The organism is Bradyrhizobium sp. 17 (assembly GCF_023073515.1).
In the GTDB taxonomy this organism is placed as follows: Bacteria; Pseudomonadota; Alphaproteobacteria; order Rhizobiales; family Xanthobacteraceae; genus Bradyrhizobium; species Bradyrhizobium canariense_D.
In genome coordinates this window covers 25,450-45,598 of record NZ_JADPJQ010000012.1, presented here as the reverse complement: position 1 = coordinate 45,598, position 20,149 = coordinate 25,450, and the positions used below count along the sequence as shown (strand labels likewise).

Here is a 20,149-nt window from a genome sequence, read left to right as displayed (position 1 = left end):
GCAAATTCAAGCCCACTCATATTTCCCTGATTTTATGACGAATTGTGCGACCAGGCGCCGCAATGGCTTATGTGCAAACCGGTGTCATTCTGATAGCAGAAGTCATGGACAGCCAAGAGGATTCCCTGAAGCCCAGGCCCGCGATCCGCGCCGCTGCCTTCTCGGTGCACATCTTCACCGCGTTCGGTGCGGCGATCGCGCTGCTGGCGATGCTTGAGGCCGTGCGTGAGCACTGGGCGGCGATGTTTCAATGGCTGGGCGTCGCCCTCATCATCGACGCGATCGATGGGCCGATCGCGCGCCGGCTCAACGTCAAGGACGTGCAGCCGAACTGGTCGGGCGACGTGCTCGACCTCGTGGTCGATTTCGTCACTTACGTCTTCGTGCCGGCCTATGCGATCGTGGCCAGCGGCTTGCTGCTGCCGGTCGCCGCTCCCCTGCTCGGCGTCGCCATCATCGTCACCAGCGCATTATATTTCGCCGATCTGCGCATGAAAGCGGACGACAATCATTTCCGCGGTTTTCCGGCGCTGTGGAATGCGGCGGCGTTCTATCTGTTTCTGCTGCACTGGCCGCCGCTGCTCTCGACGCTGCTAGTAGCGGCCCTGGTGGTGCTGACCTTCGTGCCGTTCCACGTGCTGCATCCGGTGCGCGTCGTGCGGCTGCGCTGGCTGACGATGTCGCTGATCGCCATCTGGGCTCTGCTCTCCTTCTACACGCTGCAGATGGACTTTCGCGTCGGCACCGGTGTGACTGTCGCGCTCTGCGCGATCGCGCTCTGGATCAGCTTCAGCGACGCATTGATCCGGCTGACAAGATCCTTCGCATGATGCACCTGTTGACCAGCCCCGAAGCCTGGGCCGCGCTCCTCACCTTGACCGCGCTCGAGATCGTGCTCGGCATCGACAACGTCATCTTCCTGTCGGTGATCGTCTCGCGCATTCCCGAGAAGCAGGCGCACCGCGCCCGCCAGATCGGGCTCGCGCTGGCGCTGATCTTCCGCATCATCCTGCTCAGCCTCCTGGTCTGGCTGATCGGCCTGACCGCGCCGGTGTTTTCGTTTTCCGGTTACGGCTTCTCCTGGCGCGACCTCATCCTGATCGGCGGCGGTCTGTTCCTGATTGCGAAGGCGACGCACGAGATTCATGGCGAGGTCGAAGCCGATGACGGCGAGGGCGGCGAGAAGTCACCTCGTAACGCTTTCTTCTGGGTCATCGTCCAGATCGTGATCATCGACATCGTGTTCTCGCTGGACTCGATCATCACGGCGATCGGCATGGCGCAGGACCTCGAAATCATGATCGCGGCCGTCGTGATCGCCTGTCTCATCATGTACATTTCGGCCGGACCGGTGTCGCGGTTCGTCGCGGAGCATCCGACCACGAAAATGCTGGCTCTGGCCTTCCTGGTGCTGATCGGCGTCGCGCTGGTTGCGGACGGATTCCAATTCCACATCCCGCGCGGCTACATCTATTTCGCGATTGCGTTCTCGGCAGCGGTCGAGTTTTTCAACGTGTTAGCGAAACGCAACCGCAGGAAGACCGGCAAGCCGTCGGTCTAGGCGTTCCAGCCCGCGTCGAGTTGACAAGGCGGGCGCGATGTCTTTCGCTGGCCCGCGAGAAAAGGAGGTCAGGTGATGACCAAAGCCGTCCGTGTGCACAAGGTCGGAGGCCCCGAAGCCCTGGTCTATGAGAGCGTCGATGTTCCGGCGCCCGGGCCCGGCGAGGTGCGCATCGTCCAGCATGCCGTCGGCCTGAACTTCATCGACGTCTATTACCGCACCGGCCTCTACAAGGCGCCGGGGCTGCCCTTCATCGCCGGCAACGAGGCCTCGGGCGAGGTCGTCGCGGTCGGGCCGGGCGTGACGAATTTCCATCCCGGCGACCGCGTCGCCTACTACCACAATCTCGGCGCCTATACCGGGGAGCGCAACATCCCCTGGGAGCGGCTGGTCAAGCTGCCCGACCACATCACCCACGAGCAGGGCGCCGTGCTGATGCTGAAGGGGCTGACGGTGTGGTATCTCCTGCACAAGACCTTCAAGGTCGAGCCGCATCATCGCGTGCTGATCCATGCCGCGGCCGGCGGCATCGGCCTGCTTGCCTGCCAATGGGCGAGGGCAATGGGTGCCCACGTCATCGGCACCGTCGGCTCGCGCGAGAAGGCTGCGCTTGCCGAGGCCAATGGCTGCGACCATGTGATCCTCTACAACGAGGAAGACTTCGTTGCGCGCGTCAAACAGATCAGCCGCAACGAGGGCTGCGACGTGGTTTATGACGGTGTCGGCAAGGCGACGTTCCCGGGCTCGCTGTCCTGCCTGAAGCCGCGCGGGATGTTCGTCTCCTTCGGCAATGCCTCAGGCCCGGTGCCGCCGTTCTCGATCGCCGAGCTCAACACCCACGGCTCGCTGTTTGCGACCCGGCCCAAGCTCAACGACTATATCGGAACGCGCAAGGAGTTGCTGGAAGGCGCTGACACGCTGTTCGCCGCCGTCATTAACGGCAAGCTGCACGTGCCGATCAACCATGCCTACGCGCTCAAAGACGCCGCCAAGGCGCATATCGATCTCGAGAGTCGCAAGACCACGGGCGCGTCGATCTTGAAGCCGTAGAGAACGTCTTGCCGAAGTCGTCATGCCCGGGCTTGTGCCGGGCATCCACGCTCTTCGTGCCGCGCCTCAAGGCGTACATGGCCGGGACAAGCCCGGCCATGACGGAGAAGAGAGCGGGCCGTCTACGCCACCCGCCGTGCCGCGCCGGCTCTGGTCAAGATCCCGTCGAGACAATCGATCATCTCGGCGATCTCGGCCCGCGTGACGTTCAGCGCCGGCATGAAGCGCAACGTGTCCACCTGCGGCGCGTTGAGGAGGACGCCGGCCTCGAACGCCTGCGCGACGATGCCGGGCGCGATCGGCAGCTTGAGGTCGAGCGCGAGCAGGAGCCCGCGACCTCGCACTTCCCCGAGCCCATGCCGCGCCGAGACCTTCTGCAGCTCGCTTTCGAGCAGCAGCCCGGTTTCGGTCGCCGTCTTCAGGAACTCCGGCTTGCTGACCTCGTCGAGCACCGCAAGCCCCGCCGCGCACATGATCGGGTTGCCGTTGAACGTGCCGCCCTGGTCGCCGTGCTCGAAGCAGGCCGCGCGTTCGGTCGCGAGCAGCGCCGCGAGCGGCACGCCGCCGCCGATGCCCTTGCCGAGCGTCATGATGTCGGGCGCGATGCCGGTGTGCTCGTAGTGGAAGAGCTTGCCGCTCCGGCCCATCCCGGTCTGGATCTCGTCGAAGATCAGGAGGAGGCCGTGCGCGTCGGTGAGGGCGCGCAACTCCTGCAAGAACTGGTCGGTCGCCGGCCATACGCCTGATTCCCCCTGGATCGGCTCGAGCATCACAGCGACGGTGTTGTCGTTGATCAGCTTTTCGACCGAGGCGATGTCGTTGAGCTTCGCCTTCTTGAAGCCGGCGACCTTTGGCTCGAACAGCGGCTCAAAGGCCTTCTTGCCCGAGGCCGACATCGTCGCCAAGGTGCGGCCGTGAAAGCCGCCTTCGAAGCTGATGATCTCGTACGCGCCACCTCGATGCAGGCTGCCATATTTGCGCGCGAGCTTGATCGCGCCCTCGTTGGCTTCCGCGCCGGAATTGGCAAAGAACACCTGGTCGAACGCGCTGTCTGCAACCAGCGCCTGCGCGAGCTTCAGGCTTGGCTCGTTGTAGAAGGCGGGGCTTGGCGTCAGCAGCCGCTTGGCCTGCACGGCAAGCGCGTTGGCGATCGCGGGCGGGGAGTGGCCGAGGCAGTTGACCGCCCAGCCCTGTACGAAATCGAGATAGCGCTTGCGGCTGTCGTCCCAGAGGTAGGAGCCGGCGCCGCGAACGAACACGGCCTTGGGCCGAGCGGTGATGTCCATCAACGCGTCATACGGATGGGTGGCGGTGGTCATGTCGAACTCCTCTGGAGGCGGGTGGAAAAGGGGGCGCGAAAAGCAAGAAGGCCGCACCTTGCGGGTGCGGCCTTCTCGAAAACCTACGCTGAATTCAGTGCTTCAGCGGCGTCGTCGGACATGGCGCACCCTCTCATCGTCGCGGAAGCGACGGCGGAGCATTTCGGTGCGCTGATGGGTCCGAGCGTTGATCATGGGGCGCGGCAATACATGCGAATGGCCGGGCTTGTCAAGCGCCGCCTTGCAGACCACACGCCCAGCGTGCATGGGGCAGGAGAGAGATGGGCGGCTGGAAACCATTACGTCTCTAGCGCGTTTGTGATCAGCGAACGCGAATTGGCTCGAACCGAACGGATGACGGTTCGGACCAAGAGGGGCGGGACCAACCAGATAGTTTTAAGCCTTGTCCGACACGCCTTATTCGATCGACCTCGACAGCATTCGCGGCGCGTTTCCGCCGGGCATCGAGGCGCCGCCGCTGTTGCTGGACTTTGCCGGCTGGCTGAAGGGACGGCCCTGGGGCAGCGTCGGCTGCTTCTCGCTGCAGGGCCAGTTTTCCGATCAGGCGCCTATTGTTGACGGCAGTCCCTTGCGCGACCGGTTTTCGCTGTTCATGCGGCTGTCGGATGGCTCGGCTGTTGGCGGCTGGTATGGCGCGGGTCTCGACCGCGACAATCCGCCGATCGTGGGGCTTGGGTCCGAGGGCGATCACGAGCTGCTGGCGCCGAGCCTCGATGGTCTGCTGGCAAAACTGACATCACAGCAATTCGACAACGCTTGGAGCGATCTGAAGCCACATGACGAGGTCGAATGCCAGACGGTCGAACTCGCGCAGTGGCTGACAGGACGGCCGACCGGGGAGACGGCGGCGGCCGATAACCATCCCTCGGAGCTGCCCGACTTTCGCGGCTTCATGGAAAGATGGAGCCGGGAGCGCGAAGACTATTGGGCCAATCATCGCCTGATGGCCGAGCTCGGCTGGCGCCTGACCGCGCATCTCCCCAAGGGCAAGAACGCCTGGGACAAGACGCATTTCGAGGTCGCGATCGTCGGCAAGCAGTACGAGGCGCGCGTCCTGTCGCGCGGGCCGCAGCCGTTCGAGGAAGCCGCCTCGATCGAATCCCTGCTGCGCGATCTGCGTGAGGAGATGCGCCGCGCACAGCCCGAGCTCGGGCTGTGGTACGCCATGAAATTCGGTCTCTATGCCGACGGCCGCGTCATGCCGAACTTCGAATATGATGTGCGCCCGACCATCGAGGGCGAGCCCGCGAAGCTGTCGGAGGCGCAAGCCGATCTTGCCCGCGCCCCGCGCCCGGAGCGCTGGGTGCCGAAATGGCTGGCGGAATCTTGAAGCTCGGAGTGCCGCGACGCTGCCGCCCAGCCGGCGCGCCGAAATCTTTGCACCTTCGATCCCCCTTGACTTAGAGCGCGCTCGAAGGGGTATCTGTACGTGCGTCAGTACGAGAACGGGCACACATGAAGATCGGCGACCTCGCAAAACGGACCGGCCTGTCGACGCACACGCTGCGCTATTATGAGCGCATCGGGCTGCTTCCATACGCCGACCGGGATCGCTCCGGCCAGCGCGACTTTGACGCATCGATCCTCACATGGATCGCATTCCTTGGGCGGCTCAAGACCACGGGAATGCCGATCCGGGACATGTTGCGTTACGCGGCGCTTCGGGATGAAGGCGACGCTACCGGCACAAGCCGGCGGCAGATTCTGGAAGTCCACCGGGAACAGGTACGCACGCAGATTGCCGAACTCCAGGAATGCCTGCTCGTCCTTGATACCAAGATCGCCGGCTATGCCAGCGACGAACAGAGGACGAAGGAAAATGACGCACGCCCAAACACAAGACGAAAGCCGCTTCGATCGCGGTCAGCGGGCCCTGTCACGTATTGACGGCAGTGCCGGCGAAAAGGTCGTCGCCTCACTCGCCGACATAGCTCCGGATTTCGCACGATACGTGATCGAGTTTCCGTTCGGCGACATTTACTGCCGCCCGGACCTCGGCCTGCGCGATCGAGAGATCGCCACGATCGCCGCGCTGACGGCGCTCGGAAATGCCGCGCCTCAGCTCAAAGTGCATCTCGAGGCGGGTCTGAACGTCGGCCTGTCTCGCGACGAGATCGTGGAGATCATGATGCAGATGGCCGTCTATGCGGGCTTCCCGGCGGCGCTGAACGGGCTGTTCGCAGCCAAGGAAGTGTTCGCCGCACGCGACGAACAGCAGGCGTCGGGAGAAGCGACATGACCTCGTAGTTCGGGCACGCCCAGCCTGAACGCCGGCTGGTGGAAAATGCCTAAGGCGCGCCGGTCTTGCCGGCGTGCCGCGACCGGAATCTCAGAATCCCGCGACGCTGCCGTGGAGGTCGTACTGGTCCGCGCGCTCGATCTTGGCGGTGACGATCTCGCCGACGCGCAAGGGGCGGCGGCTCGACAGGTAGACGGCGCCGTCGATCTCGGGCGCATCAGCCTTGGAGCGGCCCCTTGCGACGGTCGGGCCGACCTCGTCGATGATGATCTGCTGGCGCGTGCCGACCTTGCGCTTCAGCCTGCGCGCAGAGATTTTCTGCTGGCGCGCCATCAGTGCATTGTAGCGCTCCTGCTTGATCTCTTCCGGCACGGGGTTCTCGATCGCATTCGCCGTGGCGCCGGCGACCGGCTCGTACTTGAAGCAGCCGAGCCGATCGATCTCGGCTTCGTCCAGCCAGTCGAGGAGATAGGCAAAGTCCGCATCGGTCTCGCCGGGGAAGCCGACGATGAAGGTCGAGCGCAAAGCGAGATCAGGACATTGCTCGCGCCAGCGCTTGATGCGCGCCAGCGTCTTGTCCTGCGCCGCCGGGCGCTTCATGGCCTTCAGTACTTCGGGGCTCGCATGCTGGAACGGGATGTCGAGATAGGGCAGCACCTTGCCCTCGTTCATCAGCGCGATGACCTCGTCGACATGCGGGTAGGGGTAGACATATTGCAGCCGGACCCAGGCGCCGAGCTCGCCGAGCTCGCGCGCGAGGTCGATGAATTTGGCGCGGACCTGGCGATCCTTCCACGGGCTCTCGGCGTATTTCAGATCGACGCCATAGGCCGAAGTGTCCTGCGAGATCACCAGCAGCTCTTTCACGCCGGCGTCGACCAGGCGCTCGGCCTCGCGCAGCACGTCGTTGGCCGGTCGCGAGACCAGGTCGCCGCGCAGCTTCGGGATGATGCAGAAGGTGCAGCGGTTGTTGCAGCCCTCGGAGATTTTCAGATAGGCGTAGTGCCGCGGCGTCAGCTTGATGCCTTGCGGCGGCACCAGATCGAGATGCGGATTGTGGGCGGGCGGCAGCGCGCGATGCACGGCGTCCAGCACGCTCTCATATTGCTGCGGGCCGGTGATGGAGAGCACGCCGGGATAGGCCTGCTCGATCTGCTCGGGTTCCGCCCCCATGCAACCGGTCACGATCACCTTGCCGTTCTCGGCCATGGCCTCGCCGATCGCCGAGAGCGATTCCTGCTTGGCGCTGTCGAGGAAGCCGCAGGTGTTGACGATGACGATGTCGGCCCCGTCATGCTTGCGGGCGAGCTCGTAGCCCTCGGCGCGCAGACGCGTGATGATGCGCTCGGAATCCACCAAAGCCTTGGGGCACCCGAGCGACACGAAGCTGACCTTCGGCGCAGCCGTCTGATCCATATCCAAATCTGCCTGATTGACAGGGTTGAGCTAGTCCCAATTGCCCATAATTACAACCCTTTGCATGGCTCGCGGGCATGCTATGGATGAATCACTGGTGGTGAGTGAGCAATGAGCGCCGAACAGTCGCCCAAAATCGTGATCGTCGACGAAAGCCCGATCCGGGCTGCGATCCTCGAAGAAGGGTTGCGGGAGGCCGGATTTACGCAGATCGTCCATATCCGCGAGATGCAGAGCCTGCTCGCCCGGATTTATGCGGTCGATCCCGACATCATCCTGATCGATCTGGAAAACCCCAGCCGCGACGTGCTGGAAGCGATGTTCCAGGTCAGCCGCGCCGTGAAGCGGCCGATCGCGATGTTCGTCGACCAGAGCGATTCATCCTCGATCCAGGCCTCGGTCGAGGCGGGGGTCTCCGCCTATATCGTCGACGGGCTGAGGAAGGAGCGCATCAAGCCGATCCTCGACCTCTGCGTGTCGCGCTTCAATGCCTTCGCAAAACTCCAGGAGGAACTGGAGCGTACCAAGTCGCAGCTCGAGGATCGCAAGGTCATCGAGAAGGCCAAGGGCATCCTGATGAAGGTGAAAGGCCTCACCGAGGACGAGGCCTATGTGCTGCTGCGCTCCACTGCGATGCGCGAGAAGAAGAAAATCGGCGAGATCGCCCAGTCGATCATCACCGCGTCGGAGATGCTGAAATGACCGCTCCCCTCCGCATCGGGTTCATTCCGCTGGTCGATGCCGCAGCGCTGATCGTTGCCGTCGACAAGGGATTTGCCGCGGCTGAAGGGCTCGAGGTCGAACTGGTCCGCGAGGTCTCCTGGTCCAACGTCCGCGACAAGCTCAATATCGGCTTGTTCGACGCCGCGCATCTGCTCGCTCCCGTCGCGATTGCGTCCTCGCTCGGGCTCGGCCACGTCAAGGTGCCGATCGCGGCGCCCTTCAATCTCGGCATCAACGGCAACGCGATCACGGTCTCGCCGGCGCTTCATACCGCGCTGATGGAGGAGATCGACGGCGACCGCTTCGATCCGCTCGCCACGGCAAAAGCGTTGGCGCGCGTGGTCACCAAGCGGCGCAAGGCTGGGGCCGATCCGTTGACCTTCGGCATGACCTTCCCGTTCTCGACCCACAATTATCAATTGCGGTTCTGGATGGCGGCGGCCGGCGTCGATCCCGACGAGGACGTGCGGCTGGTCGTGCTGCCGCCGCCCTATATGGTCGACAGTCTTGCCAATGGGCATGTCGATGCGTTCTGCGTCGGTGCGCCCTGGAATTCGATCGCGGTCGATCTCGGGATCGGCCACATCCTGCATTTCGTCTCCGACATCCTGGCCCATGCGGCGGAGAAGGTGCTGGCGCTCCGCCAGGTCTGGGCCGACAAGAATCCCGACGTGGTAGCCAGCCTGGTGCGCGCGGCGGTGAAAGCCGCCGAGTTCATCGAGCATCCCGAAAACCGGACCGAAGCGGCGCAGATCCTGGCGCAGCCGGAGCGGATCGGCGTCGATGCCGAAGTCATCCAGCGCACCCTCACGGGGCGCCTCAAGATTTCGCCGGACGGCACCTTTCGCGAGAGCGGCAGCTACCTCCTGGTGGGACGCGAGGAAGCAGGGCGCCCCGATCCGGTCCAGGCCGCCTGGCTCTATGCGCAGATGGTGCGCTGGGGGCAGACGACGCTGACGCCCGACGGCGTCAAGACGGCGATGGCCGTGTTCAGGCCCGATCTCTACGACGGCGCCCTCGGGCGCCGGCCGCCCGCCCAAGCCCCCGCGGCATTCGGCGCATTCGCCGGCCCCGCCTTCGATCCCGCCAATATTCGGGGGCATCTCGAGGCCTTCGAGGTGGGCCGCTGGAAGGTGTGATTCGGGTCTGCATCGTTTTTGAGCGCTGGAGATCCGAGTCTAAATTTTAGGCCGACTGCTCGAATTTCATAAGAGTTCCGGAGCCCAGAGTTCCCCGGCGCGCTCTTAATTACCTGATACCTCACACATTTTCATTTCATCGAAGCTGGCACGCAACTTGAATGTTGCAGTGCGGCCAGCCTGTCACAGATGCCTGCTGCGCCAGTCCCCAGCAACGAAGCTGTTCGGACCGCTGGGTGCGCAGCCGGCTCTCGAGCCAGCCGAGCTCCTCGCGGGTCGTGCACTTTCCGTCGATACCACCCAGGTGGCCGCAGGAGCTTCGTTACTGACCATGAAACTCGACACCGTCTCAGTCGACTTTACCGACGACCAGAAACGCTACCTTGAAGGCTTCACGACCGGTCTGCAGATCAGTCGCGTCGGTCGCGGTCTCGGCGGCGGCGCCGGCAAGGCGAACGCCGAGCCGACCGGTCCCGATGCCGTGCACATCAAGGCGCAGGACAAGGTGATCGCCGCGGGCAAGAAGCTCGCCGACCAGGAGAAGGTCAAGCGCGACGAGCATCCCTTCGATGCCTATCCGCGTCTCCGCCAGCAGGCGCTCGATAATACGCCGCCAAGCCCGGCGGACAATTTCCGCTGGCGCTATTACGGCATCTTCTACGTCGCGCCGACGCAGGACTCCTACATGTGCCGTCTGCGCATTCCGAACGGCATCATGAAGCACTGGCAACTGTCCGGCCTTGCCGACCTCGCCGATGAAACCTGCGGGCCCTACAGCCACGTCACGACGCGTGCCAATCTCCAGCTTCGCGAGATCCCGCCGAAGAACGCCGTGAAGCTGATCGAGGGCATACAGGATCTCGGCCTGTGCTCGCGCGGCTCCGGCGCCGACAACATCCGCAACGTGACGGGAACGCCGACGGCGGGCATCGATCCGCAGGAGCTGATCGACACGCGGCCTTATGCGCGCGAGTGGCACTACCACATCCTGAACGATCGCTCGTTGTATGGCTTGCCGCGCAAGTTCAACGTCGCCTTCGACGGCGCCGGCAAGATCGCGGTGCTCGAGGAGACCAACGACATCGCCTTCACGGCGTATGAGGTGAAGGATGGGTTCGGCGTCGAACCCGGGATCTGGTTCCGCCTCGGCCTCGGCGGCATCACCGGCCACAAGGACTTTGCGAAATATTCCGGCATCGTCGTCAAGCCTGAAGACGCTACCGCCGTTGCCGACGCCATCGTGCGCGTCTTCATCGAGCACGGCGACCGCACCAACCGCAACAAGGCGCGGTTGAAATACGTGCTCGACGCCATGGGCCATGACGGCTTTCTCAAGCTGGTCGAAGAGCGGCTGAAGACGCCGTTCACGCGCGTGACGGAAGAGGCGTTTGCGCCGCGGCCGGCCGCGGACCGCATGGCGCATATCGGCGTGCACAAGCAGAAGCAGGACGGCTTGAACTGGATCGGCGTGTCGCTGACGCTCGGCAAGATCAGCTGCGATCAGATGCGGGGTCTCGCCAAGGTGGCGCTGGACCTCGGTGACGGCGAGATCCGTCTGACCGTCTGGCAGAACCTGCTGATATCAGGGGTGCGTGACGAGAATGTCGAGCTTGCCGTTGCGGCGATCAAGCAGATCGGGCTCGCGGCCGAGGCCTCGCACATCCGCGCCGGCCTGATCGCCTGCACCGGCAATGCCGGTTGCCGCTTTGCCGCCTCCAACACCAAGCGTCACGCCGCCGAGATCGGCGAATGGTGCGAGCCGCGCGTCGAGATGGACAAGCCGGTCAACATCCACGTCACCGGCTGCCACCATTCCTGTGCCCAGCACTACATCAGCGACATCGGTCTGATCGGGGCGCGCGTGCCTGTCAACGAGGAGGACACGGTGGAGGGCTATCATCTCTTCACCGGCGGCGGGTTCGGTCCTGACGCCGACGTCGGTCAGGAGGTCTATCACGACCTCAAGGCCGAGGACGCGCCGAAGACGGTCGAAGGGCTGCTCAAGGCCTATATCGCCCATCGCTCGTCTCCTGACGAAACCTTCCTGTCCTTTGCGCGCCGCCACGACGGCGAGACGCTGCGCAAGCTTGCCGATGCCGAGGTGTCCTCATGAACCAGATCAGCCCTCCACCCAAACTCGACATTATTCCCACGAGCGCCCCGTTCTCCGACGCGCAACGCTCCTGGCTGAACGGCTTCTTTGCCGGGCTGCTGTCGCCTGAGGCGGCCACGCCGCTGTCGGCGGAGCAGGGCGCCGCGGTCATGCAGGCTGGTGACGGTGACGACGGTGAAGCGCCGTGGCACGACCAGACCATGCCGATCGCCGATCGGATGAAGCTCGCCGAAGGCCGTCCCGTGCGGCGCAAGATGATGGCGGCGATGGCGCAGCAGGATTGCGGGCAGTGCGGCTACAATTGCCACGACTATTCGGAGGCGATCGCGAGCCGCAGTGAAGCGCGCCTCAACCTCTGCGTCCCCGGTGGCAAGGAAACCGCACGGATGCTGAAGTCGTTGCACGAAGAGCTGGATAAGGCGCCGGCGGCAAAGCCGGCTGACAAGCAAGACGCGGTGGCGGCCCCCGCCGTGACCGTGACGATCGCCGAGCCCGGCCGCTCGCGGGACAACCCCGTTGCGGCGACCTTCCTGTCGCGCCGTCTTCTCAACAAGGGAAAGTCCGAGAAGGAAACCTATCACGTCGAGTTCGATCTCTCCGAGAGCAAACTCGACTACGTCGTCGGTGACAGTTTTGGCGTGTTCGCGCGGAACGAGCTCGGCCTCGTCGACCAGGTCATCGCGTTGCTCGGTGCCTCCCACACCACGAAGGTCAACGGCAAGACGCTGCGCGAGGTGCTGATCGACGACGTCTCGTTGTCGCCGGCGCCCGACACGCTATTCGAACTGCTCTCCTTCATCACCGGCGGCGCGCAGCGCGAGAAGGCGCGGGCGCTGGCACAGGGCGAGGATCCCGATGGCGATGCCGCAACGCTCGACGTCATGGCGGCGCTGCAGAAGTTCTCGGGCACGCGGCCGCATCCCGAAGCCTTCGTGGAGGCGCTCGAGCCGCTGCAGCCGCGGCTCTATTCGATCTCGTCCTCGCACAATGCGACGCCTGGAAAGCTGTCGCTGACGGTCGATTCCGTGCGCTACGTGATCGGCAAACGCAAGCGCATCGGCGTTGCCTCGACCTTCCTCGGCGAGCGCATCGCTGAGGGCGAGAAGCTCAAGGTCTATGTGCAGAAGGCGCACAATTTCGGCCTGCCGCAGGATCCGAAGACGCCGATCATCATGATCGGCCCCGGCACCGGCATTGCGCCGTTCCGCGCCTTCCTGTTCGACCGCAAGGCGACCGGTGCGCCTGGCAAGAACTGGCTGTTCTTCGGCCATCAGCGCAGCGATTGCGACTTCTTCTACCAGGAGGAGCTCAACGCGATGAAGACCTCGGGCCTGCTCACGCGTATGTCGCTGGCCTGGTCGCGCGACGGCGAGAAGAAGTTCTATGTGCAGGACCGCATGCGCGAGGTCGGCCGCGAGGTGTGGACGTGGCTCGCCGAGGGGGCGCATTTCTACATCTGCGGCGATGCCAAACGCATGGCCAAGGACGTCGAGCGTGCACTGGTCGATATCGTCGCCCAATTCGGGGCGCGTTCGACCGACGAAGCCGTCAGTTTTGTCGCAGAACTCAAGAAGACGGGCCGCTTCCAGGCTGACGTCTACTAGATGTCATCCTACGGTCATCCGAGCCGGTTCCAACTGGCTCGGATTTGAGCGAATAAGATTCTCGGAAGTGGCGGGCGAGGAGAATTTGCTCCTGCGATGGGGGGTTTTCAGAGAACCCGCATCGCTATTTCCGCCGGTCTCTTGCCCGCCACCCCGGTTGATCCTTCATAATCGTCCGAATGGGGCGTTGGAGATCGACCATGCGCGAACTATCGGCGGAAGCCAGGCTGCACTTCTACGCGCGCTCGCTCTCGCGGCGGACCGGTGCGAGCGTGCATCATGCCGCAATGTACAGCGCCTTCGCCGTCATCGCCGCGATCGTGTTCGGCACGCTGTCGGTACACCCGTTCTGATCACGCTCCGCGCTTGAACGGCGCGACCTCGATCCCTGCATCCTTCAAAGCCTGCCGCAGACCGCGCGCGATGTCGACGGCGCCCGGCGTATCGCCGTGGATGCAGACCGTGTCGGTGCGCATCTTGATGACCTTGCCGGTGACCGAGACCACCGCGCCGTCCTGCACCATGCGCACCACGCGGTCGGCGATGGCCTTGGCGTCATGCAGCACTGCACCGGGCTTCTTGCGCGAGACGAGATTGCCGTCGTCCTCATAGGCGCGGTCGGCGAACACCTCGTGCACCATCGGCAGATTGGCGGCTTCGCCGGCCTTCACCAGCTTGGAATTGGCGAGCACGACGAAAATCAGGCTCGGGTCGACCGCCTTGATGCCGGCGGCGATCGCCTTCGCCGTCATGTCGTCCTCGCAGGCGACGTTGGAGAGCGCGCCATGCGCCTTCACATGCGTTACCTTGTGGCCGGCCGCGGTCGCGATCGCCTGCAGCGCGCCGATCTGGTAGGCGACGAGGTTCTCGATCTCGGAGGCCTTCAGACCCGCGATCGGATGGCGGCCAAAGCCGTGCAGGTCGCGATAGCCAGGGTGCGCGCCGACCGAGACGCCGCGCGCCTTCGCCAGCTCGACCGTTCGGCGCATGATGTCGGGGTCGCCCGCGTGGAAGCCGCAGGCGACGTTGACCGAGCTCGCCAGCTCGATCATGGCGGCATCATTGCCCATCTCCCAAGCGCCAAAACCTTCGCCGAGATCGCAATTCAGATCGATCGTCTTCATGGGTTGCTCTCCGTCTCTGGTCGTCTTGTCGTTTACGGCTCGGCCGCGACCTGCCAGGTCCCGGCGTCGACGGCACTGACAGCATAGCCCGCGACGTTGGCATCGCTGAGCGCTTCGATGTTGAGCGCCACGGTGTCGGCAGAACGCAGGCGATCGGGCAGGTTGCGGATCAGCTGCGCAAATTTCTTCGCCTCGTCCTGCGCCTCGGCCATGCTGACCGCCTTGAAGCGGAACGCCGTTCCCGCTGAGGTCTGCGCGAGACGGCCGACGTCGGCCGTGATCACGGTCGCGATCTTCGGGTAGCCGCCGGAGGTGCCGCGATCCATCATCAGCGCGATCGGCGCGCCGTTGCCGGGCACCTGGATGCTGCCGTTGACCGTGCCGTCGGAGACGATGTTGTGGCCGTGCAGATGCTTGATCGCGGGACCTTCCAGCCGGTAGCCCATGCGATCGGAGGTCGCCGAGATCTTCCACTCGCTGTCGAGGAACAGCGCCTTGTTGGCGTCGTCGAACTCGTCGTCCTGCGGACCCAGCAGGACGCGGATCGGACCGCTCGACGGCTTCGGCAGTTCGATGCGCTGTTCCGGTGCACCGCTTGCGGCATCGACGCTGAATTCGTCGTCGGCCTGCAGCGGGCGCGGGTAGGGGCTGCCGAGACCGGCACGGGCGTTGACTGCGAGACTGCCGAACACCGGCTCGCCCTTGATCCCGCCTTCGATCGCCAGATAGGTGAACGCACCGCCGCGAGCAAAACCCAGCGTCAGCGTCTCGCCGTCTTTCAGCGTCACCGATGTGTCCGTGGCGACCGGACTGCCGGCGATGTCCGCATTGCGCGGCGCGCCTGAGATCGCGACGCGCACGGCACCGTCGCGCGCGGTGAACGCGGCGCCGAACGGGCCGACCTCGACAGCGGCTGCGAACGGTTCGTTGCCGACAAGCGTGTTCGCCGCCGCGAGCGACAGGCGGTCCATCGCTCCGCTGACCGTCAGGCCATAGCGTTGCGCGCCATGGCGTCCGCCGTCCTGGACCGAGCTTGCGGGCCCGATGCTGGCGATCACGAGCCGGCTCATGCCACCACCTGCTCGGCAATGATCTCGCCGGCCTCGGCAGCGCGGTCCTGTTCCTCGAATGTCTTGTGGTCGATCGCGAAAAACGTCACGCGATCGCCGGGTTCGGTGAGGAAGGTCGGATTGCGGTGGAGCTGATAGGTCCGCACCGGCGTGCGGCCGAGCAGGTGCCAGCCGCTCGGGGCCGCCAGGCACTGGATTCCGGCCTGGATGCCGCCGATCGAGATCGTGCCGGCAGGCGTCAGCAGCCGTGGATTCTGCCGCCGCGACATCTGCAGGGATTTGTCGAGGCCGCTGAGATAGGACCAGCCCGGCGTGAAGCCGATCATGGCAACCTTGTAGTCGCCGGCGACGTGGCGCGCGACGATGTCGTCGGGTGTGGTGTTCAGCGCCTTCGCGACGTCCTCGAGGTCGATGCCGTGCTCGCCGCCATAGGCGACGGGAATTCGCCATCGGCGGGCCTTGGTGGCCGGCGGCAGCGGCTGGCTGGCGAGCGCGAGCAGCTTTTCGCCAAGTTCATCAAAGCCGATCTTGCCGGGATCGTAATGCACCAGCAGCGAGCGATAGGTCGGCACGGACTCGGTGATGCCATCGATCGGACTCGCTGCGAGCGCCTTGTCGAGCGCCAGCACGCGCTGGTTGGCGTCGTCGTCGATGGTACGGCTGAACTCGACCGTGACGGCGCTGTCGCCACTGGGCAGCAGGCGGGGCGGGGGAAGCGTCGCGGACATGGGCTGTCGAAATCGGGCTTCTGGAGATACGCGGGCTCGGCCTTGAGCTCCGCTTGTCCCTGCTTCGCGTAAATGCGCCCGCAAGTCCAATAAATTAATGCAGGGGGAGGCGATAAACCCTTGTTATCGCGACGCATAACTGCGCTGCGGCCCTGCATGATTGGTATCCTATTGGCCCTTGACGCAAGGCCCGCACCCCGCAAGATGCGCGCGTTCTTTCCCGCCCATCCGGAGCTCGTCTGTTTCCATGTCGCTGTCCCCCGAAGCCCGCAAGACCCTCGCCGGCATCACCACTGCCACCATCACCACGGTCCTGCTGAAGAAGGGCCTGCGCAACATCTGGATGCGCGGCGCGCGTCCGCTGCGTCCGGGTCTGCCGCGCCTGGTGGGACCGGCCTTCACGCTGCGCTTCGTGCCGGCGCGGGAGGATCTGGCGACGCCGGAGTCATGGTCGTCGCCGATCTCGACCCGCACCGCGATCGAGGCAATGCCGGAGGGCTGCATCGCCGTGGTCGACGCCATGGGCATCACCGACGCCGGCATCTTTGGCGACATCCTATGCGCGCGCATGATGAAGCGCGGCGTCACCGCACTCGTCACCGACGGTGTCGTGCGTGACGTCGAGGGCGTGCTCGGCACCAACCTGCCGGTCTGGTGCGACGGCTATGCCGCGCCGCCGTCAGTCGCCGGTCTGACCTTCGTCGGCTGGGGCGAGCCGATCGGCTGCGGCGGCGTTGCGGTGTTCCCGAACGACATCGTTGTTGCCGACCAGGACGGCTGCGTGCTGATCCCGCAGGCGATGCTCGAACAAGTGCTCAACGAGGGTGTCGAGCAGGAGCGGATGGAAGCCTGGATCGTCAACGAGGTGAACAATGGCGCGGTGCTCCCGGGCCTCTATCCCATGAACGCCGAGACCAAGGCGCGCTACGCAGCAAGCAAGAAGTAATCGGGAAAGAAGCGAGGTAATCCCAATGGAGATCACTGTTGCAGGCACGCGGCTGACCCGCCGCGCGCCCAAGGAAAATTTCACCGGCACCGTCTGGCAGGACCCGGTGATCATGGCGCCCGCGCCGGCACGGCTGAACTGCTCGCGTGTCTCGTTCGAGCCTGGCGCACGCACCAACTGGCATCATCATCCGCTCGGGCAGACCCTCTACGTCATCTCCGGTGTCGGCCGCGTTCAGACCAAAGGCGGGCCCGTCAGGGAGATCCGTCCCGGCGACACCGTCTGGATTCCGCCGGGTGAGGTGCACTGGCACGGCGGATCGCCGACCAACGGCATGTGCCATATCGCCATGCAAGAAGCGCTCGACGGCGTCTATTCGACGTGGCTGGAGCCGGTGAGCGACGCGGAGTATGGGGCCGCGTTGGGCTAGCTCTCGTGCCCCGGACAAGACGCATCGCCCCGCGGCGATGCGTCGCCGATCCGGGGCCCAAAACTTTTGACGGCATCAGGACTGCTGAGTCCCGGCTCTGCGCAGCAACGCTTCTCGTCGCTGCTTGTCCGGGGCACGACACCTTACATCCGCTCGGCGGTCCACGTTCCCGTGCACATGCTGCCGCGCCACGTGCCGGAGCCGGAGGTGCCGCTGAGGCGGCCGAAGCCGACGGCGCGCTTGATGCCGGTGCTCAAGGTGACATTGATGCTGCCGGCATCCGCGACGCGGCCCGACGCCGTCACCATTGCGCTGCTCGAGGCGATCTGACCGTTGTTGATGCCGATGGCGACGGTCGAGCCGTTGCCGCAGGTCTCGCTCGATGACGAGATGCGGACATTCCATGCGCCGTCGAATGTGCTGGCGCTGGCCTGCGCGGCCGGCAACGCGATGACTATGATTGTGGCGAAGAGAGCCTTGCGAAATCCGTTCATGACACGCCCCTAGGGTTGATCATGCGGGGATCGTGTCACGGACGCGGAACCGGCGATGTGAGGGCTGTCACGCGCGCGACGGGCTCTGTGATGTCGCGCACATCCCGGAAATCGAGGGGCAAAAGCAAAAGGGCCCGCATTGCGGGCCCTTTGTCTCGGTCAGAGTGTCGCGGGAAGTCAGTTCACCCGCGTCCAGGTCTGGCCGCCGCAGAACATGCCGCCGAAGGCGCAGCCCTGCACGCGCAGGCGATCGGTGCCCTTCAGCGCGATGGTTGAATCGTAGGTCGAGCCGGAGTTCGGATCGAGGATCCGGCCGGACCATTTTGGGTCCTTGTTCTGGTCCTTGCCGGGCTTCATGTTGATCAGAACCTGCTCGCCATTCTGGTTCGATTTCGAATCGACCGAGTAGCCGCAGAGATTGCTGCCGCATTGCTCGATGCGGACCTTGCCTTCCTTCTCCTCGGTGAGCCAGACGCCGAGCGGTGAATTGAGGTCGCGCGTGGCCGCGGTTGGGGTAGCCGGCGGCGCGACGGCGGCCGACTGAACGGGAGCAGGCGCCGGGACGGGAGGCCGAGATGGCGCCGGCGGCGCGACTGCGACCGTCGGGGCGGGCGGTGGAGGCGGGGCGGGCGGTACTGCGGCCACCGTCGGGGCAGCACTTGGGGCCGGCTGAGGCGGCGGCACAAGCGCCTCTTCGGCCGGAGCCTTGTTAGCCGTGGTGGCCGGAGGCGCTGGCGGGGCAGGAGGCGCCACGGCCACGGGGGCTTGGACGGGAGCTTGGACAGGGGCCTGCTCGGCCGCGGGCGGCGCCGTGACAGGTGTTGGGGCCGGCGCCGGATTGGCAGGCGGCTGCGGATCAGCCTTGGCCTGTTGCGGTGCCTGCGGGTCCGCTTTGGGAGCCCCCTTGGCATCGTTCTTGGCTTTCTTCGCCTTGCCCTGGCCGGTGTTGTCGTAGACGCCGGGGATTTGCACCGTGCCGCGGTCGGGATCAATGCGGATGGTGCGCCCGCCATAGTCGAAGGTGTACTGCGCCTGCGCAGCGGTGCTCGCCAAAAGGAATGCGGCCGTGGCCAACAGCTTCCTCATTTCGCATCTCCTGAAACAGGTGGTCCCCGCACCGACGCATACGCCCCGGTTCGATCGCAAAAAGTGATCTAGATCACTGTCACCGTATGAGTCGTGGCTTCTGCGTTTCGGGTTCAATAACACCGGAGCCGGTCCAAAGTTTGGCCGGCACAAGCGACAGGAGGACGCGGCCCTAATCGAACCAGGCGGCGTAGATCTTCTTGTAGCTGCCGTCCTGCATCGAAATATGCAGCCATTGATCGACGAAGGCCTTCAGCGCCATGTCGCGCTGGAGCCAATAGGCCTTCTCGGAAAAATCGAACGGCTTGTCGGGATGCACCGCGCAGAGCACGCCTTGATGCTGCTTCTGCTGGTAGCGCGTCTCCGAGGCGTCGGTCATCATCAGGTCGGCATTGCCCTTGGCGATCTCGTCGAAGATCACGGTATTGTCCGGGAAGACGGTGATGTCGGCGTCCTTGATGTTGGCACGCGCGAAGCGCTCGTTGGTGCCGCCGGGATTGACGATCACGCGGGTGCCCTTCTTGTCGATGTCGGTGATGCTCTGGTATTTGCCGACATCGGCACAGCGCGCGATCGGCGTCTTGCCCTCGCGCATGATCGGCGTGGAGAAGAAGCCCTTCTTCTGCCGGTCGAGCGTGACCGAGACGCCGCCCATGGCGATGTCGAACTGATCGGCCTCGAAATCCTTCATCAGCTTCGGCCAGGCCGTCGGCACGAATTCGACCTTGACGCCGAGCGCCTTGCCGAGTGCCTCCGCCATGTCGACATCGAAGCCACTGAATTGCTGCGTCGTCTTGTCGAGATAGGTGAAGGGCTTGTAGTCGCCAGTCATGCCGACGCGCAAAGTGCCGCGCTTGACTATCTCGTCGAGGCGGGACGGCGCCGTCTGCTGTGCGTGGGCCGAAAGGTTTGCCAGCAGGACCACGGCCAAAGTCGCCAGAATTCGAATGGTCATTCGAACGATCATCTCTTTTCCACCCATGTCCAAGCTGTCATTGTGCAGCTCTCGAGGCCTGTCTTGAGGCCTGGATTTAGACCAGATGCCCGTCTCTGGCGAGGCGGAATTGAAGGGAATTTTGAAGTGAC

The 20,149-nt window shown here is 64.6% G+C and carries 21 protein-coding genes; 13 read left to right on the top strand and 8 right to left on the bottom strand.

The genetic code is table 11. The features are described 5' to 3' along the window. Window positions 1-62: 62 nt before the first annotated feature. The 3 genes from pcsA to IVB13_RS01400 all read left to right on the top strand — a co-directional run bounded on the left by pcsA (window position 63) and on the right by IVB13_RS01400 (window position 2,611). Window positions 63-830 carry a phosphatidylcholine synthase gene (gene pcsA / locus IVB13_RS01410; RefSeq protein WP_085353096.1) on the top strand — a complete coding sequence of 256 codons (768 nt, stop codon included), beginning with the start codon at window positions 63-65 and terminating at the stop codon, window positions 828-830. Next, window positions 827-1,561: a TerC family protein gene (locus IVB13_RS01405; protein WP_018457923.1), complete on the top strand. Its 735-nt coding sequence runs from the start codon at window positions 827-829 to the stop codon at window positions 1,559-1,561. Before pcsA ends, IVB13_RS01405 begins: the two co-directional genes overlap by 4 nt. Before the next feature lie 75 nt (window positions 1,562-1,636). Beyond that, window positions 1,637-2,611: a quinone oxidoreductase gene (locus IVB13_RS01400; RefSeq protein WP_018457922.1), complete on the top strand. Its 975-nt coding sequence runs from the start codon at window positions 1,637-1,639 to the stop codon at window positions 2,609-2,611. Between the two features lie 122 nt (window positions 2,612-2,733). On the opposite strand, the gene IVB13_RS01395 is transcribed toward IVB13_RS01400, so the two are convergent. After that, window positions 2,734-3,930, bottom strand: a complete 1,197-nt coding sequence (locus tag IVB13_RS01395; RefSeq protein WP_018457921.1) for an acetylornithine transaminase — start codon at window positions 3,928-3,930, stop codon at window positions 2,734-2,736. Window positions 3,931-4,333: 403 nt separating this feature from the next. On the opposite strand from IVB13_RS01395, the gene IVB13_RS01390 reads away from it, so the two are divergent. The 3 genes from IVB13_RS01390 (at window position 4,334) to IVB13_RS01380 (ending at window position 6,190) form a co-directional block, all read left to right on the top strand. Beyond that, window positions 4,334-5,281: a hypothetical protein gene (locus IVB13_RS01390; RefSeq protein WP_018457920.1), complete on the top strand. Its 948-nt coding sequence runs from the start codon at window positions 4,334-4,336 to the stop codon at window positions 5,279-5,281. A gap of 125 nt (window positions 5,282-5,406) precedes the next feature. Further along, entirely contained in the window at window positions 5,407-5,838 is a 432-nt protein-coding gene (locus tag IVB13_RS01385) for a MerR family transcriptional regulator (protein WP_018457919.1), read from the top strand. After that, the gene (locus tag IVB13_RS01380) at window positions 5,771-6,190 is read left to right on the top strand and encodes a carboxymuconolactone decarboxylase family protein (RefSeq protein ID WP_026233462.1); all 420 of its coding nucleotides are present in this window, start codon (window positions 5,771-5,773) and stop codon (window positions 6,188-6,190) included. The genes IVB13_RS01385 and IVB13_RS01380 overlap by 68 nt, the downstream gene beginning before the upstream one ends. Before the next feature lie 90 nt (window positions 6,191-6,280). Here IVB13_RS01380 and rimO read toward each other — a convergent pair whose 3' ends face one another. After that, window positions 6,281-7,606 (bottom strand): 30S ribosomal protein S12 methylthiotransferase RimO, encoded by a 1,326-nt coding sequence (gene rimO / locus IVB13_RS01375; RefSeq protein WP_018457917.1) that lies wholly within the window; start codon window positions 7,604-7,606, stop codon window positions 6,281-6,283. Window positions 7,607-7,717: 111 nt separating this feature from the next. Here rimO and IVB13_RS01370 point away from each other — a divergent pair, with 111 nt between their 5' ends. From IVB13_RS01370 to IVB13_RS01350, 5 genes are all read left to right on the top strand, one after another. Further along, on the top strand, window positions 7,718-8,308 hold the full coding sequence (locus tag IVB13_RS01370; protein WP_007590901.1) for an ANTAR domain-containing protein: 591 nt from the start codon (window positions 7,718-7,720) through the stop codon (window positions 8,306-8,308). Beyond that, window positions 8,305-9,468 carry a CmpA/NrtA family ABC transporter substrate-binding protein gene (locus IVB13_RS01365; protein WP_018457916.1) on the top strand — a complete coding sequence of 388 codons (1,164 nt, stop codon included), beginning with the start codon at window positions 8,305-8,307 and terminating at the stop codon, window positions 9,466-9,468. The genes IVB13_RS01370 and IVB13_RS01365 overlap by 4 nt, the downstream gene beginning before the upstream one ends. A 331-nt stretch (window positions 9,469-9,799) precedes the next feature. Further along, window positions 9,800-11,581, top strand: a complete 1,782-nt coding sequence (locus IVB13_RS01360) for a NirA family protein (protein WP_018457915.1) — start codon at window positions 9,800-9,802, stop codon at window positions 11,579-11,581. Further along, a complete protein-coding gene (locus IVB13_RS01355) occupies window positions 11,578-13,185 on the top strand; it encodes a sulfite reductase subunit alpha (RefSeq protein ID WP_018457914.1) in 1,608 nt (535 codons plus the stop codon). The genes IVB13_RS01360 and IVB13_RS01355 overlap by 4 nt, the downstream gene beginning before the upstream one ends. A gap of 200 nt (window positions 13,186-13,385) precedes the next feature. Beyond that, on the top strand, window positions 13,386-13,538 hold the full coding sequence (locus IVB13_RS01350; RefSeq protein ID WP_007590908.1) for a hypothetical protein: 153 nt from the start codon (window positions 13,386-13,388) through the stop codon (window positions 13,536-13,538). Here the strand turns inward: IVB13_RS01350 and IVB13_RS01345 are convergent, their stop codons facing one another. Genes IVB13_RS01345 through pxpB form a run of 3 tightly spaced genes read right to left on the bottom strand, consistent with a single transcriptional unit; the run spans window position 13,539 to window position 16,107 of the window. Beyond that, entirely contained in the window at window positions 13,539-14,309 is a 771-nt protein-coding gene (locus tag IVB13_RS01345; RefSeq protein ID WP_018457913.1) for a 5-oxoprolinase subunit PxpA, read from the bottom strand. Between the two features lie 32 nt (window positions 14,310-14,341). After that, complete coding sequence (locus tag IVB13_RS01340) at window positions 14,342-15,379, bottom strand: biotin-dependent carboxyltransferase family protein (protein ID WP_018457912.1); 1,038 nt, start codon at window positions 15,377-15,379, stop codon at window positions 14,342-14,344. Beyond that, window positions 15,376-16,107: a 5-oxoprolinase subunit PxpB gene (pxpB, locus tag IVB13_RS01335; protein WP_085353084.1), complete on the bottom strand. Its 732-nt coding sequence runs from the start codon at window positions 16,105-16,107 to the stop codon at window positions 15,376-15,378. The genes IVB13_RS01340 and pxpB overlap by 4 nt, the downstream gene beginning before the upstream one ends. 247 nt (window positions 16,108-16,354) lie before the next feature. On the opposite strand from pxpB, the gene IVB13_RS01330 reads away from it, so the two are divergent. Continuing rightward, the gene (locus IVB13_RS01330) at window positions 16,355-17,053 is read left to right on the top strand and encodes a ribonuclease activity regulator RraA (protein ID WP_018457910.1); all 699 of its coding nucleotides are present in this window, start codon (window positions 16,355-16,357) and stop codon (window positions 17,051-17,053) included. A 25-nt stretch (window positions 17,054-17,078) separates the two neighbouring features. Then, on the top strand, window positions 17,079-17,483 hold the full coding sequence (locus tag IVB13_RS01325; RefSeq protein ID WP_018457909.1) for a cupin domain-containing protein: 405 nt from the start codon (window positions 17,079-17,081) through the stop codon (window positions 17,481-17,483). A 143-nt stretch (window positions 17,484-17,626) separates the two neighbouring features. On the opposite strand, the gene IVB13_RS01320 is transcribed toward IVB13_RS01325, so the two are convergent. The 3 genes from IVB13_RS01320 to IVB13_RS01310 form a co-directional block, all read right to left on the bottom strand. Continuing rightward, window positions 17,627-17,977, bottom strand: coding sequence for a hypothetical protein (locus IVB13_RS01320; RefSeq protein ID WP_007590916.1), 351 nt, complete (start codon window positions 17,975-17,977; stop codon window positions 17,627-17,629). Window positions 17,978-18,154: 177 nt separating this feature from the next. Beyond that, window positions 18,155-19,063 (bottom strand): DUF2147 domain-containing protein, encoded by a 909-nt coding sequence (locus tag IVB13_RS01315; RefSeq protein WP_247336706.1) that lies wholly within the window; start codon window positions 19,061-19,063, stop codon window positions 18,155-18,157. Between the two features lie 172 nt (window positions 19,064-19,235). Then, window positions 19,236-20,018 (bottom strand): transporter substrate-binding domain-containing protein, encoded by a 783-nt coding sequence (locus IVB13_RS01310; RefSeq protein ID WP_018457907.1) that lies wholly within the window; start codon window positions 20,016-20,018, stop codon window positions 19,236-19,238. Between the last annotated feature and the right edge of the window lie 131 nt (window positions 20,019-20,149).

Coding starts and splice junctions, on each gene's coding strand:
- IVB13_RS01310 (WP_018457907.1), bottom strand. CDS start 20,018: ATGACCATTCGAATTCTGGCGACTTTGGCCGTGGTCCTGCTGGCAAAC.
- IVB13_RS01385 (WP_018457919.1), top strand. CDS start 5,407: ATGAAGATCGGCGACCTCGCAAAACGGACCGGCCTGTCGACGCACACG.
- IVB13_RS01355 (WP_018457914.1), top strand. CDS start 11,578: ATGAACCAGATCAGCCCTCCACCCAAACTCGACATTATTCCCACGAGC.
- IVB13_RS01360 (WP_018457915.1), top strand. CDS start 9,800: ATGAAACTCGACACCGTCTCAGTCGACTTTACCGACGACCAGAAACGC.
- IVB13_RS01330 (WP_018457910.1), top strand. CDS start 16,355: ATGTCGCTGTCCCCCGAAGCCCGCAAGACCCTCGCCGGCATCACCACT.
- IVB13_RS01395 (WP_018457921.1), bottom strand. CDS start 3,930: ATGACCACCGCCACCCATCCGTATGACGCGTTGATGGACATCACCGCT.
- IVB13_RS01365 (WP_018457916.1), top strand. CDS start 8,305: ATGACCGCTCCCCTCCGCATCGGGTTCATTCCGCTGGTCGATGCCGCA.
- IVB13_RS01315 (WP_247336706.1), bottom strand. CDS start 19,063: ATGAGGAAGCTGTTGGCCACGGCCGCATTCCTTTTGGCGAGCACCGCT.
- IVB13_RS01320 (WP_007590916.1), bottom strand. CDS start 17,977: ATGAACGGATTTCGCAAGGCTCTCTTCGCCACAATCATAGTCATCGCG.
- rimO (WP_018457917.1), bottom strand. CDS start 7,606: ATGGATCAGACGGCTGCGCCGAAGGTCAGCTTCGTGTCGCTCGGGTGC.
- IVB13_RS01405 (WP_018457923.1), top strand. CDS start 827: ATGATGCACCTGTTGACCAGCCCCGAAGCCTGGGCCGCGCTCCTCACC.
- IVB13_RS01340 (WP_018457912.1), bottom strand. CDS start 15,379: ATGAGCCGGCTCGTGATCGCCAGCATCGGGCCCGCAAGCTCGGTCCAG.
- IVB13_RS01345 (WP_018457913.1), bottom strand. CDS start 14,309: ATGAAGACGATCGATCTGAATTGCGATCTCGGCGAAGGTTTTGGCGCT.
- IVB13_RS01400 (WP_018457922.1), top strand. CDS start 1,637: ATGACCAAAGCCGTCCGTGTGCACAAGGTCGGAGGCCCCGAAGCCCTG.
- pxpB (WP_085353084.1), bottom strand. CDS start 16,107: ATGTCCGCGACGCTTCCCCCGCCCCGCCTGCTGCCCAGTGGCGACAGC.
- IVB13_RS01350 (WP_007590908.1), top strand. CDS start 13,386: ATGCGCGAACTATCGGCGGAAGCCAGGCTGCACTTCTACGCGCGCTCG.
- IVB13_RS01380 (WP_026233462.1), top strand. CDS start 5,771: ATGACGCACGCCCAAACACAAGACGAAAGCCGCTTCGATCGCGGTCAG.
- IVB13_RS01325 (WP_018457909.1), top strand. CDS start 17,079: ATGGAGATCACTGTTGCAGGCACGCGGCTGACCCGCCGCGCGCCCAAG.
- IVB13_RS01370 (WP_007590901.1), top strand. CDS start 7,718: ATGAGCGCCGAACAGTCGCCCAAAATCGTGATCGTCGACGAAAGCCCG.
- pcsA (WP_085353096.1), top strand. CDS start 63: ATGGCTTATGTGCAAACCGGTGTCATTCTGATAGCAGAAGTCATGGAC.